12 protein-coding genes and 1 tRNA gene are annotated in these 15,391 nt (G+C 59.7%); 12 read left to right on the forward strand and 1 reads right to left on the reverse strand.

What is annotated here, in order from left to right:
• Positions 1 to 79: 79 nt before the first annotated feature.
• From H8B20_RS09660 to H8B20_RS09715, 12 genes are all read left to right on the forward strand, one after another.
• Positions 80 to 3,826 (forward strand): bifunctional diguanylate cyclase/phosphodiesterase, encoded by a 3,747-nt coding sequence (locus tag H8B20_RS09660; RefSeq protein ID WP_210623010.1) that lies wholly within the window; start codon positions 80 to 82, stop codon positions 3,824 to 3,826.
• A 15-nt stretch (positions 3,827 to 3,841) separates the two neighbouring features.
• A tRNA-Ile gene (locus H8B20_RS09665) sits at positions 3,842 to 3,918 on the forward strand.
• Positions 3,919 to 4,038: 120 nt separating this feature from the next.
• Positions 4,039 to 4,500, forward strand: a complete 462-nt coding sequence (locus H8B20_RS09670) for an Lrp/AsnC family transcriptional regulator (RefSeq protein ID WP_007910086.1) — start codon at positions 4,039 to 4,041, stop codon at positions 4,498 to 4,500.
• A gap of 221 nt (positions 4,501 to 4,721) precedes the next feature.
• The gene (locus tag H8B20_RS09675) at positions 4,722 to 6,404 is read left to right on the forward strand and encodes a flavin monoamine oxidase family protein (protein WP_042561400.1); all 1,683 of its coding nucleotides are present in this window, start codon (positions 4,722 to 4,724) and stop codon (positions 6,402 to 6,404) included.
• Between the two features lie 12 nt (positions 6,405 to 6,416).
• Positions 6,417 to 7,211, forward strand: a complete 795-nt coding sequence (locus H8B20_RS09680) for a carbon-nitrogen hydrolase family protein (protein ID WP_210623011.1) — start codon at positions 6,417 to 6,419, stop codon at positions 7,209 to 7,211.
• Between the two features lie 38 nt (positions 7,212 to 7,249).
• Positions 7,250 to 9,655: a pyrroloquinoline quinone biosynthesis protein PqqF gene (gene pqqF, locus H8B20_RS09685; protein WP_210623012.1), complete on the forward strand. Its 2,406-nt coding sequence runs from the start codon at positions 7,250 to 7,252 to the stop codon at positions 9,653 to 9,655.
• Between the two features lie 158 nt (positions 9,656 to 9,813).
• Positions 9,814 to 9,888 carry a pyrroloquinoline quinone precursor peptide PqqA gene (gene pqqA / locus H8B20_RS09690; RefSeq protein ID WP_003422658.1) on the forward strand — a complete coding sequence of 25 codons (75 nt, stop codon included), beginning with the start codon at positions 9,814 to 9,816 and terminating at the stop codon, positions 9,886 to 9,888.
• An 81-nt stretch (positions 9,889 to 9,969) separates the two neighbouring features.
• The gene (gene pqqB / locus H8B20_RS09695; RefSeq protein WP_210623013.1) at positions 9,970 to 10,881 is read left to right on the forward strand and encodes a pyrroloquinoline quinone biosynthesis protein PqqB; all 912 of its coding nucleotides are present in this window, start codon (positions 9,970 to 9,972) and stop codon (positions 10,879 to 10,881) included.
• A gap of 135 nt (positions 10,882 to 11,016) precedes the next feature.
• On the forward strand, positions 11,017 to 11,769 hold the full coding sequence (pqqC, locus tag H8B20_RS09700) for a pyrroloquinoline-quinone synthase PqqC (protein ID WP_210623014.1): 753 nt from the start codon (positions 11,017 to 11,019) through the stop codon (positions 11,767 to 11,769).
• On the forward strand, positions 11,766 to 12,041 hold the full coding sequence (gene pqqD, locus H8B20_RS09705) for a pyrroloquinoline quinone biosynthesis peptide chaperone PqqD (protein ID WP_042561406.1): 276 nt from the start codon (positions 11,766 to 11,768) through the stop codon (positions 12,039 to 12,041). Before pqqC ends, pqqD begins: the two co-directional genes overlap by 4 nt.
• On the forward strand, positions 12,013 to 13,173 hold the full coding sequence (gene pqqE / locus H8B20_RS09710) for a pyrroloquinoline quinone biosynthesis protein PqqE (protein ID WP_042561407.1): 1,161 nt from the start codon (positions 12,013 to 12,015) through the stop codon (positions 13,171 to 13,173). The genes pqqD and pqqE overlap by 29 nt, the downstream gene beginning before the upstream one ends.
• Positions 13,139 to 14,947, forward strand: coding sequence for a S9 family peptidase (locus H8B20_RS09715; RefSeq protein ID WP_210623015.1), 1,809 nt, complete (start codon positions 13,139 to 13,141; stop codon positions 14,945 to 14,947). Before pqqE ends, H8B20_RS09715 begins: the two co-directional genes overlap by 35 nt.
• Positions 14,948 to 15,096: 149 nt before the next feature.
• Here the strand turns inward: H8B20_RS09715 and H8B20_RS09720 are convergent, their stop codons facing one another.
• Positions 15,097 to 15,255, reverse strand: coding sequence for a YqaE/Pmp3 family membrane protein (locus H8B20_RS09720; RefSeq protein WP_003228885.1), 159 nt, complete (start codon positions 15,253 to 15,255; stop codon positions 15,097 to 15,099).
• Positions 15,256 to 15,391 lie beyond the last annotated feature (136 nt).

Consider the following 15,391-nt stretch of genomic DNA (forward strand, 5'->3'; position numbering starts at 1 on the left):
TAAATCCTCCGCACCACCCCTCCCCCGCATACCCCGTCTACACTCGAAACAACCACCCCCGAGCCATACCGAGAGCGCTATGCCCAGATTGGCGTCCGTGCTAATTCTGCTGTCATTGATGATCTGGACCGCAACGGCTGACGCGCTGACTCTGACCGATGAAGAACGTAGCTGGCTGACGGCTCATCCGGACTTGCGCCTAGGCGTCGACGCCTCGTGGCCGCCTTTTGAGTTTCGTGACGATCAGTCTCGCTATCAGGGCCTGGCAGCTGACTACATAGACGTCATACGCCAGCGTCTGGCGATCAAACTCACCCCGGTCGAACCCGTGAGCTGGACGGTAGTGCTTGAGCAGGTCAAGCAGGGCAAGATCGATCTGCTGCCCGGGATCATGTCGACACCGGAGCGTCAGGGATATCTGTCGTTCACTCGTCCTTACCTCGACTTCCCCATCGTCATCCTCGCCCACGTCGGTGGCGCACAACCGCGCAAACTTGACGATCTGTACGGCCTGAAGATCGCCGTGGTGGAAAACTACGCGCCCCATGAACTCCTGCGCACCCACCATCCCGACCTGAATCTGGTCGCCATGCCCAATGTCAGCTCTGCCTTGCAAGCGCTTGCGACCGATGAAGTCGACGCCGTAGTCGGTGATCTCGCGTCCAGTGTATGGAGCCTGCGTCAGCTGAAACTCGAAGGCCTGTACGTCAGCGGCGAAACACCGTATCGCTATCAGCTGGCGATGGGCGTACCCCGTGACAACAAGATACTGGTGGGCATTCTGGACAAAGTCCTGGCGGACATGTCCCCCGCTGAAATCAGCGAGATTCAAGAGCACTGGGTCGGCAACGTGCTTGATCACCGGACATTCTGGTCGGATCTGCTGGTTTACGGCCTGCCTGGCCTGGTGATCCTGATCATCGTGCTGGCGGTGGTTATCCGCATCAATCGCCGCCTGAGTTCGGAGATCGCCCGCCGCATCAACCTCGAACAGGAATTGCGCAGCAGTGAGTATCACTATCGCGGCTTGGTAGAGAGCTTGTCGGCCATCGCCTGGGAAGCGCGAATGAGCGACTTCACCTACAGCTATGTGTCACCCCACGCCGAAGACTTGCTCGGCTATCCGCTATCGCATTGGCTGATTCCGGGGTTCTGGCGCAACATCATCCACCCGGCCGATCTGACCCGCGCCCAGAGCTTCTGCGATCACGAAGTGCTGGCCGGACGCGATCATAGCCTCGATTACCGGGTGATCACCGCCGATGGTCGCTGTCTGTGGGTACGCGACATCGTCAGCCTTATCGAACACGGCCATGAACCGGTGATGCGCGGGCTGATGATCGACATCAGCGAGACCAAACGTACCGAGGAGGCCTTGCGCCTGTCCGAGCAGAAATTTGCTTCGGTGTTCCAGCAATGCCCGGACATTCTGGTGATCGCGCGGTTGTCCGACGGTTGCTTGCTGGAAGTAAACGAGGCCTTCGAAGAGCAGATCGGACTGAAAGCCGAAGAAGTCATCGGTCAGACCGCCACCAACCTCAACATCTGGGGGATTCCCGGGGTCGGGCCGGGACTGTTGCAGCGGTTGCAGGCCGGCAGCATTCGCAACCTGGAAATGCCCTTTCGCCGTAACAATGGCCAGGTGTTTACCGGGTTGATTTCCGCCGAACCCTTTGATCTCGACACCACGCCCGCACTGGTCGTGGTGGTGCGCGATATCACTCAGCTCAAGGAAACCCAACAGCAACTGCAAACGTCGGAAGAAAAGTTTGCCAAGGCGTTTCATGCATCGCCGGATGGCTTGCTGCTGTCGCGTCAAAGCGACGGATTGCTGCTCGAAGTCAACGACGGCTTCAGCCGGATCACCGGGTTCAACAGCGCCATGTCGGTGGATCGTTCGGCGCTGGACCTGGGGATCTGGGTCAACCTCAACGAACGCAAACAGATGCTCGATCTGCTGCACCGCGACGGCTTCGTCCGTGATTTCACCTGCCATATTCGCCGCAGTGATGGGCAGATTCGCCTGTGCGAAGTGTCTGCCCGATCGCTACCGATCGGCGAAGAAGACTGCATGCTGACCATCGCCCGCGACATCACCGAACGCCACCTGATGCAGGAGAAACTGCAACAGGCTGCGACTGTTTTCGAAAGCACTGCCGAAGGCGTGTTGATCACCGACACCCAACAGCACATCAGTGCGGTCAACCGGGCCTTCACCGAAATCACCGGTTACAGCGAAAGCGAAGCCCTCGGCCATACACCGCGCCTGCTCGCCTCGGGCCTGCACGACAGCGCGTTTTACGCAGCGATGTGGCACCAGTTGACCGATGAAGGCCACTGGCAGGGCGAGATTTCCAATCGGCGCAAGAATGGCGAGTTGTACCCGAGCTGGCTGACCATCAGCGCAGTGCGCAACCGCGACAAACTCATCACCCATTTTGTAGCGGTATTTGCCGACATCTCCAGCCTCAAGCACGCCCAGGCCAAACTCGATTATCAGGCTCACCACGACCCACTCACCGGCCTGCCGAACCGCACGTTGTTCGAAAGCCGTTTGCTCACGGCACTCAATAATCAGCAGGAAAACGGCGGTCTGGGTGCCGTGCTGTTCCTCGATCTCGACCGCTTCAAACACATCAATGACAGCCTCGGTCATCCAGTCGGCGACCTGCTGCTCAAGGGCATCGCCGTACGCCTCAAAGAACAATTGCGCGACATCGATACCGTCGCCCGCCTAGGCGGCGACGAATTCATCATTCTGTTGCCCGGTCTGCAACAGGCCAGCGACGCCGATCATATCGCGCTAAAACTGCTCAATTGCTTCGGCGCGCCGTTTCAGGCCGGCGAACACGAGTTTTTCATCAGCGCCAGCATCGGCACCAGCCTGTACCCCCGCGACGGTTGCGACGTGGCCACACTGGTGAAAAACGCCGATGCGGCGATGTACCGCTCCAAAGCCAAGGGCCGCAACCGCGTCGAGAGTTACACCCGCGACCTCACCGCGCAGGCCATCGAGCGCGTGGCACTGGAGCACGAACTGCGCCGTGCCATTGAGCGTGAGGAGTTGCATCTCTACTACCAACCGAAAATCAGCCTCGACGACCACAGCCTCGTCGGCGCCGAAGCTTTGATCCGCTGGCGCCATCCAACCTTTGGCGAAGTGCCGCCGGAGCACTTCATTCCATTGGCCGAAGAGAACGGGATGATTCTGCAGATCGGCGATTGGGTGCTGGAGACCGCGTGCCGGCAGATGTTCGAGTGGAACCAGATCTACGACAGCCTCGGGCCGCTGTCGGTCAACCTCGCCGGGGCGCAGCTGCGGCAGCCGAATCTGCTTGGGCGAATCGAGCAACTGCTCAAGGACAACGGCCTCAAGCCGGATTTACTGCAACTGGAAATTACCGAAAACTTCATCATGAGTCAGGCTGAAGAAGCACTGACAGTGCTGCATCAACTCAAACACCTGGGCGTACAACTGGCGATCGACGACTTCGGCACCGGTTATTCTTCGCTGAGCTACCTCAAGCGTCTGCCGCTGGACATCCTCAAAATCGATCAGTCATTCGTCCGCGGACTGCCCGACGACCCGCACGATGCGGCGATTGTCCGCGCCATCATCGCCTTGGGCCGAAGCATGCAATTCACCGTCATCGCCGAAGGCGTGGAAACCCAGGCGCAACAACAATTTCTCGCCGCCGAAGGCTGCGAACAGATCCAGGGCTACATCGTCAGCCTGCCGCTGCCACCGGAAGAGTTCGCCGCGACATTTCTGCGTATTACCGTATCGGATTTTTCGGATAGCACAGCGGCGAAACCGTCGCTATAATCCGCGGCTTACTGAGGGCCTATAGCTCAGTTGGTTAGAGCAGAGGACTCATAATCCTTTGGTCCACGGTTCAAGTCCGTGTGGGCCCACCAATTTGAAAGCCGCGCAAATGCGCGGCTTTTTCTTGGGTGATGGTTTGGTGTTTTCAGTCTTGGCAAGCTTCATCGCCTGTAACATGCGCTGATCAACGATCCGCACCAATGGAGCCCCCCTTGCCCGACATCCGCCCGCCCGTGCTTGACGAAATCGACCGCCAGCTGATTGCAGCCCTGCAAATCAATGCCCGCGAAAGCGTGGCCATGCTCGCCCGACAGTTGGGGATTGCCCGCACCACGGTGACGTCACGATTGGCGCGGCTGGAAAAAGCCAAGGTGATCACCGGTTACGGCGTACGCCTGGGGCAGCGGGTAGTCGATGGCGGTTTGCAGGCGTATGTCGGGATCAAGGTTCAGCCGCGCTCCGGCAAAGAGGTGTTGCGCCGCTTGAGTGCGATGGCGCAGGTGCAGCAGCTGTGTGCGGTGAGTGGCGAATTTGATTATGTGGCGTGGTTGCGCACGGACTCGCCGGAGCAGCTGGATCAGTTGCTGGATCAGATTGGCAGTGTGGATGGGGTTGAGAAGACCACGACGTCGATTATCTTGAGCAGCAAGATTGATCGGGGTCAGCCGGTCTGATTGCAGGCATTGAGATCCAGGATGTCAGATAGGGCCTAGTCGCGGGCAAACTCGCTCCCACAGGGAACAGAGTGAAGCTTAAGATCGTCATTTTGAACAGGAAACTGGCAAAACGACGACACTTTGCGTCTTATTAACGTGTTCTACGCTCCCTAGAATGGCTGGCATCTTTTCCTATACTCAGACGCGCATTCCGCGTCGGGTCGCCAGCAAGGTCAGCCATGAACAAGAACAATCGCCATCCTGCAGACGGTAAAAAGCCCATCACCATTTTCGGTCCGGACTTTCCTTTCGCCTTCGACGACTGGATCGAACACCCGGCCGGACTCGGTAGCATCCCGGTGCAAAATCATGGCGCTGAAGTGGCGATTGTCGGCGCCGGCATCGCAGGTCTTGTGGCCGCTTACGAATTGATGAAGCTGGGCCTGAAACCGGTGGTTTACGAGGCGTCGAAACTGGGTGGGCGCCTGCGCTCGCAGGCGTTCAACGGCACTGACGGTATTGTCGCTGAGCTCGGCGGCATGCGTTTCCCGGTATCTTCCACCGCGTTCTACCACTACGTCGACAAGTTGGGTCTGGAGACCAAACCGTTCCCGAACCCGCTGACACCGGCGTCCGGCAGCACAGTGATCGATCTGGAAGGCAAAACCCATTACGCACAAAGCTTGAAGGATCTTCCTGCGCTGTTCCAGGAAGTGGCTGACGCCTGGGCGGACGCGCTGGAAGCCGGTTCGCAATTCGCCGATATCCAGCAAGCCATCCGCGACCGTGATGTGCCGCGCCTCAAAGAACTGTGGAACACCCTGGTGCCGCTGTGGGACGACCGCACGTTCTACGATTTCGTTGCCACCTCCGAGGCCTTCGCCAAACTGTCGTTCCATCATCGCGAAGTGTTCGGCCAGGTCGGTTTCGGCACGGGTGGATGGGATTCGGACTTCCCTAACTCGATGCTGGAAATTTTCCGCGTGGTAATGACCAACTGCGACGATCACCAGCACTTGGTGGTCGGCGGTGTGGAACAAGTGCCGCAAGGCATTTGGCGTCATGTGCCGGAACGTTGCGTTCACTGGCCAGAAGGCACCAGCCTGAAATCCCTGCACCGGGGCGCCCCGCGTTCAGGCGTGAAAAAAATCGCCCATGCTGCCGATGGTCGTTTTGCTGTCACCGACAACAACGGCGACACCCGCGAATACGCCGCGGTCCTGACCACTTGCCAGAGCTGGCTGCTGACCACCCAGATCGAATGCGACGAAACGCTGTTCTCGCAAAAGATGTGGATGGCGCTCGACCGCACGCGCTATATGCAGTCGTCGAAGACTTTCGTGATGGTCGACCGGCCGTTCTGGAAGGACAAGGACCCTGAAACCGGTCGCGATCTGATGAGCATGACCCTCACCGATCGCCTGACCCGTGGCACCTATCTGTTCGACAACGGCGACGACAAGCCTGGCGTGATCTGCCTGTCGTACTCGTGGATGAGCGACGCGTTGAAAATGCTCCCGCACCCGGTAGAAAAACGTGTAGAGCTGGCGCTGAATGCGCTGAAGAAGATCTACCCGAAAGTCGACATTGCCGCGCGCATCATCGGCGATCCGATCACCGTGTCGTGGGAGGCTGATCCGTACTTTCTCGGCGCGTTCAAGGGCGCTCTGCCCGGCCACTATCGCTATAACCAGCGCATGTACGCGCACTTCATGCAGGACGACATGCCGGCCGAGCAGCGTGGGATCTTCATCGCCGGTGACGATGTGTCGTGGACGCCTGCGTGGGTTGAAGGCGCGGTGCAGACTTCGCTCAACGCAGTATGGGGGATCATCAAACATTTCGGCGGCGCCACACATAAAGAGAACCCAGGCCCGGGTGATGTGTTCAAAGACATCGGCCCTATCGCCCTGCCCGAGTAAGAGGAATTCCTGATGCGTGTAGCCCTTTACCAATGTCCACCGCTGCCACTGGACCCCGCCGCCAACCTCCAGCGCCTGCATCAACTGGCGATGGAGGCCAAAGGCGCCGACCTGTTGGTGCTGCCGGAAATGTTCATGACCGGCTACAACATTGGCGCCGAGGCGGTCAGCACATTGGCCGAGGTCTACAACGGTGAATGGGCGCAGCAGATCGGCCGGATCGCCAAAACCGCTGGCCTGGCGATCGTCTACGGTTATCCCGAGCGCACTGCCGACGGTCAGATCTACAACGCCGTGCAGCTGATCGATTCCCACGGCGAGCGCCGGTGCAATTACCGCAAGACCCATCTGTTCGGGGATCTTGACCGGTCGATGTTCAGCGCAGGTGGAGACGAGGTTCCTGTGGTGGAACTCAACGGCTGGAAGCTCGGTTTCCTGATCTGCTACGACCTCGAATTCCCGGAGAACGCCCGACGACTTGCCCTCGCCGGCGCCGAGCTGATTCTGGTGCCGACGGCGAACATGATCCCGTTCGATTTCGTTGCCGATGTCACCGTCCGCGCCCGCGCCTTCGAAAACCAGTGCTACGTGGCCTACGCCAACTACTGCGGCCATGAGGGCGACATCCATTATTGCGGACAAAGCAGCATCGCCGCGCCGGACGGCAGTCGTATTGCTCAGGCCGGCCTGGACGAAGCGTTGATCGTCGGCGAGCTGGATCGGCAGTTAATGGTCGACTCCCGCAAGGCCAATCACTATCTCAGTGATCGTCGGCCTGAACTTTACGGCGCGCTCAACAAGCGCTAATCCGCTAGCATTGGCACTTCACTGTTCTGGAAGTGCCCATGCCTGCGCCGACTCACCCCCGCCCCCACACTGAAACCCTGGCCAACGGCTTGCGCGTGACCCTGCGTCATGTGCCTGGCCTGAAGCGCAGCGCTGCCGCACTGCGGGTGGCCGCAGGCAGTCATGACGTGCCGCTGGCGTGGCCGGGACTGGCGCATTTTCTTGAGCATTTGCTGTTTCTCGGCACTGAGCGTTTTCCCGCGAGCGAAGGGCTGATGGCCTACGTGCAGCGTCATGGCGGGCAGGTGAATGCCAGCACTCGCGAGCGCACTACCGATTTTTTCTTTGAGTTGCCGAGGCAGTCATTCAGTGCCGGGCTTGAGCGTCTGTCAGACATGCTCGCTCAGCCGCGTATGAATCCGGACGATCAATTGCGGGAACGGGAAGTGTTACAGGCGGAATTTGTCGCCTGGTCACAAGATCCGACGGCGCAGCAGCAGTTTGCGTTGTACGAAGGTTTACCGGCTGATCATCCATTGCGCGGCTTTCATGCTGGCAATCGGGACACTCTCCAGGTCGAGCAGCCGGAGTTTCAAAAGGCTCTGACAGACTTTCATCAGCAGTTCTATCGCACCGGGCAAATGACCTTGAGCCTGGTTGGGCCGCAAAGCCTCGAACAGCTGCGCGAGTTGGCGGAAACGTTCGCGGCGGCGTTGCCGGCTGGGGATAACGTTGTGCAAGCCGCGCCGCCACCGTTAAAGGTGAAAAGTTATCAACAGGTCGCCGAACGCCAGTGCAATCTGCTGTTTGCATTCGACGCCTTGCCTGATTCATCCGCTCAAGCGTTGGCGTTTCTTTGCCACTCGTTGAACAGCGCCAAGCCCGGAGGATTGCTTGCGTATTTGCAGCAGCAGAGCTTGGCTGACAGCTTGAAAGCGGCGCCGCTCTATCAGTTTGCTGACCAAGCCTTGCTGCATCTGGCGTTCAATACATCCTCCGAATCGCTGAGCAGCATTGGCGAACAGGTGCGGGACTGGCTGAGCTTCTTCGCGCAGCAGGACTGGACGCCGCTGCGTGAAGAATACGCAGCCATGCTTGCGCGTCAGCAGCAAGTCAGCGGCGCATTGCAACGGGCGCGGCTCGACAGCGAACAATTGGAAACAGGCCTGAGCGCAACCGGCGTTGCTGCCCTCAAACATATCCTTGGCGAGATCGGCACTGTGGATAACTTCAGCGCCCATTGGCGTTTGCCGACTGCCAATCCGTTTTTGCGCGCCAACGAACCGGTCGCCAACGCCGGACTGATCCGCGGACAAACCAGCGCTCACCGAGGTCTGCGCACGTTCGCGCAGGATCGTTCGCGCGGCCGTCGCGAGCGCTCGCCGATGCACTTCAGCCAGGCATTGCCGGACAACGGTGATCAAGGCGCGATTTATCTGCGCTGGCAGATGGAAGCGGCAGCCACCGCTGGCCTGCAGGCGCAACTGCAGGGCAGCCTGCGGGAAACTCAGGACGACGCCCGTCAGGCCGGGGTGGAGTTGTCATTCAGCACAACCGGCAATCAATGGCTGCTGAAACTGACCGGTCTGCAAGAACCAATGCCGATCGTCCTGGGGCATGCGCTGAAATGCCTGACGCAAGTGGACGCCAATTCCGCGCGAGGTGAGCCGGAAACGCCGTTGCTACCGATCCGCCAATTGCTCAAGGCATTGCCTGAACAATGTTCGGCCTCTGTAGAGACATCCGACAATGCTCGGCACCTGTGGACAACTTCTCGCTGGGATGGCCTGGCCTTGGGCCTCGGTGCGCAAACCCAATCAGCCATGGGCCTGGCCCTGAGCCGCATCCCCGGCACACCCGATAATCAAATACCGGCTCCGTCGGCGATCAATGGCCAACACCTGTGGCGCCACATCGACACCGCGTCCAGCGAACACGCGTTGTTGCTGTTCTGCCCAACGGCCAGTCGCGATGTCGCTGATGAAGCCGCTTGGCGCCTGCTCGCGCAGTTGTGCCAAACGCCGTTCTACCAACGCCTGCGGGTCGAGTTGCAGTTGGGTTACGCGGTGTTCAGTGCCGTGCGGCAGATGCACGGACAGACCGGGCTGCTGTTCGGCGTGCAATCGCCGACGTTCGCACCGGTGGAGTTGCTCCGCCATATTCAACAGTTTATTGAAGCGCTTCCTTCGCTCATCGATGCGACTGACCTCGTCCAGCAACGGCAGAACCTCGCCGATCAATTCAGCGACGAAAATCTATCGACCAAAGATGTCGCCGAACTGCTGTGGCAGTCCAGACTTGCCGGCCACTCGTCGGATTATCTGCCGCAACTGGTCAGCGCGATCGATTCCCTGGAACGCCCAGCATTGCTGGCCGCCGCGCAACGACTGAACCGCGCCGAGGGTGGCTGGCTGTGCCTCGCCAGCGATTCGCCGCTCGGCGCGCCGTGGCAAGCGACAAAGTGATCATTACCGAGGCTGCAACGAGCTTTATCGAATATTCACGGGCAATCACGTTGAAATTTTGAGTAACATAGCCGCCTAACTATTTGGAACATCCCTGCGCTGCCGTGGACTATACCTATGGACAGCGCTATCCCATCCACCACCTGAGGAGTAACCCTATGTCCTGGACAAAACCTGCTTACACCGACCTGCGTATCGGCTTCGAAGTCACCATGTACTTCGCCAGCCGCTGAGTTCTGCCTCGACAGAATTGCAGTGCAACGCCTCGGTTCGCCGGGGCGTTTTATTTTCAGCGTTGAAATGATGGAGCGTTCATGTTCGTCCAGATTCTGGGTTCGGCCGCCGGTGGCGGATTTCCGCAGTGGAATTGCAATTGCGTCAACTGCGCAGGTTTTCGCGACGGCAGCCTGAATGCCAAGGCCCGCACCCAATCGTCGATCGCGATTTCCGATGACGGCGTGAACTGGGTGCTGTGCAACGCCTCGCCGGACATCCGCGCGCAGTTGCAAAGCTTTGCCCCGATGCAACCGGGCCGCGCCCTGCGCGATACCGGCATCAGCGCCATCATCCTGATGGACAGCCAGATCGACCACACCACTGGCCTGCTCAGTCTGCGCGAAGGCTGCCCGCATCAGGTATGGTGCACCGACATGGTTCACGAAGACCTCAGCACAGGATTTCCGCTGTTCAAGATGCTCACCCACTGGAACGGTGGGTTGGACTGGAACCGCATTGAGCTCGACCAGAGCTTCACCGTTGCCGCGTGCCCGAACCTGCGCTTCACCCCGCTGCCATTGCGCAGCGCCGCGCCGCCCTATTCGCCGCACCGCTTCGATCCGCACCCAGGCGACAACATCGGCTTGATCGTCGAAGACCTGAATACCGGCGGCAAACTGTTTTACGCGCCGGGCTTAGGCAAGGTGGATGCGCCGCTGCTGGAAATCATGGCTGGCAGCGATTGCCTGCTGGTGGATGGCACGATGTGGGATGACGATGAAATGCAGCGCCGTGGCGTTGGCACCCGCACCGGGCGCGAGATGGGCCACTTGGCGCAGAACGGCCCCGGCGGCATGCTCGAAGTGCTGGAGCAATTGTCCGAACAGCGCAAAGTGCTTATCCACATCAACAACACCAACCCGATTCTCGATGAGGATTCGCCGGAGCGCGCAGAACTGGCGCGGCGTGATGTTGAAGTGGCTTTCGATGGCATGAGTATTGTGCTGTAGCTGATGGCCTCATCGCTGGCAAGCCAGCTCCCACAAGGTTCTGTGGCGTACGCAAAATCTATGGGAGCTGGCTTGCCAGCGATGAAGTCCAACCAGATACCCAGGATTCCAACGGTTGTTCCCCGGAGAACCGCAATGACCGACACCCCGCTGTCCCCCGCCGAATTCGAAGCGGCCCTGCGCGCCAAGGGCGCTTACTACCACATCTACCATCCGTACCATGTGGCGATGTACGAAGGCCGCGCCAACCGCGAGCAAATTCAGGGCTGGGTCGCCAACCGCTTCTACTATCAGGTGAACATCCCCCTGAAAGACGCCGCGATCCTCGCCAATTGCCCGGATCGTGAAATCCGCCGCGAGTGGATACAGCGCTTGCTCGACCATGACGGCGCTCCCGGTGAAGACGGCGGTATCGAAGCCTGGCTGCGGCTCGGCCAGGCTGTAGGCCTCGACCCGGATCAACTGCGTTCGCAGGAACTGGTGTTGCCTGGCGTACGTTTCGCCGTCGATGCCTACGTTAACTTCGCCCGCCGCGCCAGTTGGCAGGAAGCCGCCAGCAGCTCACTGACCGAACTGTTCGCGCCGCAGATCCATCAGTCGCGTCTGGACAGTTGGCCGCAGCATTACCCATGGATCGACCCGACCGGCTACGAGTACTTCCGCACCCGCCTCGGCCAGGCACGGCGCGATGTCGAGCACGGCTTGGCAATCACACTGGAACACTACAAGACGCGCGAAGGCCAGGAGCGCATGCTGGAAATTCTCCAGTTCAAACTGGACATTCTTTGGAGCATGCTCGATGCCATGAGCATGGCCTACGAACTGAACCGCCCGCCGTATCACAGCGTGACTGAGCAACGCGTCTGGCATAAAGGAATCACCTTATGAGTTTCGACCGCAGCAAGACCCCGACCTGGCGTCCCGGCTACCGTTTTCAGTACGAACCGGCGCAAAAAGGCCACGTGCTGCTGTACCCCGAAGGCATGATCAAACTCAACGAGACGGCCGCGCTGATCGGTGGTTTGATTGACGGTGAACGGGATGTCGCGGCGATCATCGCCAAGCTCGACGAGCAATTCCCCGGCGTACCCGAACTCGGTGACGACATCGAGCAATTCATGGAGGTTGCCCGTGCGCAACACTGGATCACCCTTGGTTGATCTGCCCGCAAAACCTGAAATCGGCCTGCCGCTGTGGCTGCTCGCCGAGCTGACATATCGCTGCCCGCTGCAATGCCCGTACTGCTCCAATCCACTGGATTTTGCCGAACAGGGAAAAGAGCTGAGTACCGAACAGTGGATCAAGGTGTTCCGCGAAGCACGGGAGATGGGCGCGGCTCAGTTGGGCTTTTCCGGCGGAGAGCCGCTGGTGCGCCAGGACCTCGCCGAGCTGATAGCTGAAGCGCGAAAATTGGGGTTTTACACCAACCTGATCACCTCCGGCATCGGCTTGACCGAGCAGAAAATCAGCGACTTCAAGAAGGCCGGTCTCGACCACATACAGATCAGTTTCCAGGCCAGCGACGAGCAAGTGAACAACCTGCTCGCCGGCTCGAAAAAAGCCTTTGCGCAAAAACTGGAGATGGCCCGTGCAGTGAAGGCCCACGGCTATCCGATGGTGCTGAACTTCGTCACTCATCGGCACAACATCGACAAGATCGACCGCATCATCGAGCTGTGCATTGCGCTGGAAGCCGACTTCGTCGAGCTCGCCACTTGCCAGTTCTACGGTTGGGCGCAGCTCAATCGTGTCGGTCTGTTGCCGACCAAAGAGCAACTGGTCCGTGCCGAACGCATCACCAACGAATACCGCGCCAAACTGGAAGCCGAAGGGCATCCGTGCAAGCTGATTTTCGTTACCCCGGACTACTATGAAGAACGCCCGAAAGCCTGCATGAACGGTTGGGGCAGTATTTTTCTGACAGTTACACCGGACGGCACCGCCCTGCCTTGTCATGGCGCCCGACAGATGCCGGTACAATTTCCCAATGTGCGCGACCACAGCATGCAGCACATCTGGTACGACTCGTTCGGCTTCAACCGCTTTCGCGGTTACGACTGGATGCCAGAGCCGTGCCGCTCCTGCGACGAAAAGGAAAAGGATTTCGGCGGCTGCCGCTGCCAGGCATTCATGCTGACCGGTGATGCAAGCAATGCAGACCCGGTGTGCAGCAAATCCGAACATCACGGTGTGATCCTTGCGGCCCGCGAAGAAGCCGAGCACGCCACCCAAACCATCGAACAACTGGCCTTTCGCAATGAACGAAACTCGCGCCTCATCGCTAAAGGCTGAGCCTTTCAGCGCCGCCCAAGCCGTCGCTGCCGGAATGGATTTTGCCGAACTGCAACTCGGTGCCAACGGTTTGTTCTGGAACGAATATCGCCCGGAAGATGCCGCGTGCCGAATCTGGCACTGGCTCGACGGCGTGGCGAAATGTCTGACACCCACGGGTTTCAGCGTGCGCAGTCGGGTGTACGAATATGGCGGTGGAGCGTTTTGTCTGACGCCTGACGGTGTGGTTTTCGTTAATGAGGCGGACCAGCAGCTTTACCGGCAAACGCTGGATGGCTCGCCAGAGGCGCTGACATCAGGCGAGTGCCGGTATGGCGATGTGAATTTCGCCGACGGGCAGATTTTGGCAGTCGAGGAAAATGGCGATCAGCACCGACTGGTCGCCATCGCTCTGGCCGATGGTACGCGCCGTCTGCTGGCCGAAGGCGCGGACTTTTATGCCGCACCGGTTATCAGCCCGGATGGCGCAAGGCTGGCGTGGATCGAGTGGAGCCGTCCGCATCAACCATGGACGTCAACCCGGTTGATGGTGGCCGAGCGTTCCGGGCAAAGCTTTTCAGCGCCCCGCTGCGTGGCGGGCGATGCCATTGAAGAGTCGATTCAACAGCCGCGTTTCGACGCGAAAGGACAGCTTTACTGTCTGACCGACCGCGCTGGCTTTTGGCAGCCTCATGTCGAATCAGTGGATGGATTCGAGCCATTGCCCAGCGTGCAAGCGGATCACGCGCCAGCGCCGTGGCAAATGGGCGGCTGCACCTGGCTCCCACTGGCTGACGGCTATCTGGCCAGTTGGAGTGAGAGCGGTTTCGGTCGCCTCGCAATGAATGGCGATGACCTTACCGGCGATTACAGCCGATTCCGGCATCTGGCACTGGATGAGCGATTCATCTATTGCATCGCAGCCTCGCCAATCAGCCCTTCGGCGGTGATCGCCATTGATCGCGCATCCCATAAAGTAACAGTGCTGGCCGGCGGCGTTGCGCCGCTGGCCGCCGAACGCATCAGCCGCCCGCAAACCCTGCGCTACCCAAGCGGTTCTGGCGAGGCTCACGGGTTCTTTTATCCGGCGATGAGCGGTGAAACGAAGCCGCCGCTGGTGGTGTTCATCCATGGTGGCCCGACCTCAGCGTGCTACCCGATGCTCGATCCGCGCATCCAGTACTGGACGCAACGCGGCTTCGCGGTCGCCGACCTCAACTATCGCGGCAGCAGCGGGTATGGCCGGGAATATCGGCAGGCGTTGCATCTGAGTTGGGGTGACGTCGATGTCGAGGACGCCTGCGCCGTGGTCGACTATCTCGCCAGACAAGGCCTGATCGACGGTGAACGCGCGTTCATTCGTGGCGGCAGCGCTGGCGGCTACACGACCCTGTGCGCCCTGGCCTTTCATCAAGTGTTCCGCGCCGGCGCCAGCCTCTACGGGGTCAGCGACCCGGTCGCCCTTGCCCGGGCGACGCATAAGTTCGAAGGCGATTATCTGGACTGGCTGATCGGCGATCCCGAACAGGACGCCGAACGCTACGCTGCCCGCACACCCTTGCTGCACGCGAGCAACATCCGCGTGCCGGTGATTTTCTTTCAGGGTGAACTGGACGCCGTCGTCGTCCCGCAGCAAACCCGCGACATGGTCACGGCGCTGGAGCAGAACGACATTCCGGTCGAGGCGCACTACTACGCCGACGAACGCCACGGCTTTCGTCGAGCGGTGAATCAGGCGCATGCGTTGGAGCGGGAGTGGGCGTTTTATCGGCGGGTGATGGGATTGGCGGACTGAAATTCACCTCCATCACTCGGATCCGTGTCGCCCCAATCGCTGGCAAGCCAGCTCCCACAGGTGTTCTGGTGTACACGCAAAGTGTGAACAACCAAGACTAATGTGGGAGCGGGCCGCTCGCGATAGCGATCTACCTGGCGCCGCAGAACTCAGCGCTTGGCGATGATGTAAACCGCGTGCACGATCCCCGGAATGTAACCGCACAACGTCAGCAGAATGTTCAACCAGAACGCCCCGCCAAATCCGACCTGCAGAAAAACACCCAGTGGCGGCAACAGAATGGCGATGATGATACGAATGAAATCCATGGGTCAGCTCCTGATTGGGGGTTGGCTCACGTGAGCCATACACGCTAATGACCCGTGCCGCTCGTCAGGGTTCAGTGCTTCCGCCATTTGTTCGCCACTATCGCACGCAAAAAAACGCCCCACACCAAAAGAATCA

The organism is Pseudomonas sp. P42, from assembly GCF_017973755.1.
Classification (GTDB): Bacteria; Pseudomonadota; Gammaproteobacteria; order Pseudomonadales; family Pseudomonadaceae; genus Aquipseudomonas; species Aquipseudomonas iridis.

What these genes read in the sequence shown, in the direction of transcription:
- H8B20_RS09675 (WP_042561400.1), top strand. Translation starts at nt 4,722, where the DNA reads ATGAACAAGAACAATCGCCATCCTGCAGACGGTAAAAAGCCCATCACC.
- pqqC (WP_210623014.1), top strand. Translation starts at nt 11,017, where the DNA reads ATGACCGACACCCCGCTGTCCCCCGCCGAATTCGAAGCGGCCCTGCGC.
- pqqD (WP_042561406.1), top strand. Translation starts at nt 11,766, where the DNA reads ATGAGTTTCGACCGCAGCAAGACCCCGACCTGGCGTCCCGGCTACCGT.
- H8B20_RS09660 (WP_210623010.1), top strand. Translation starts at nt 80, where the DNA reads ATGCCCAGATTGGCGTCCGTGCTAATTCTGCTGTCATTGATGATCTGG.
- H8B20_RS09715 (WP_210623015.1), top strand. Translation starts at nt 13,139, where the DNA reads ATGAACGAAACTCGCGCCTCATCGCTAAAGGCTGAGCCTTTCAGCGCC.
- H8B20_RS09680 (WP_210623011.1), top strand. Translation starts at nt 6,417, where the DNA reads ATGCGTGTAGCCCTTTACCAATGTCCACCGCTGCCACTGGACCCCGCC.
- pqqF (WP_210623012.1), top strand. Translation starts at nt 7,250, where the DNA reads ATGCCTGCGCCGACTCACCCCCGCCCCCACACTGAAACCCTGGCCAAC.
- pqqB (WP_210623013.1), top strand. Translation starts at nt 9,970, where the DNA reads ATGTTCGTCCAGATTCTGGGTTCGGCCGCCGGTGGCGGATTTCCGCAG.
- H8B20_RS09720 (WP_003228885.1), bottom strand. Translation starts at nt 15,255, where the DNA reads ATGGATTTCATTCGTATCATCATCGCCATTCTGTTGCCGCCACTGGGT.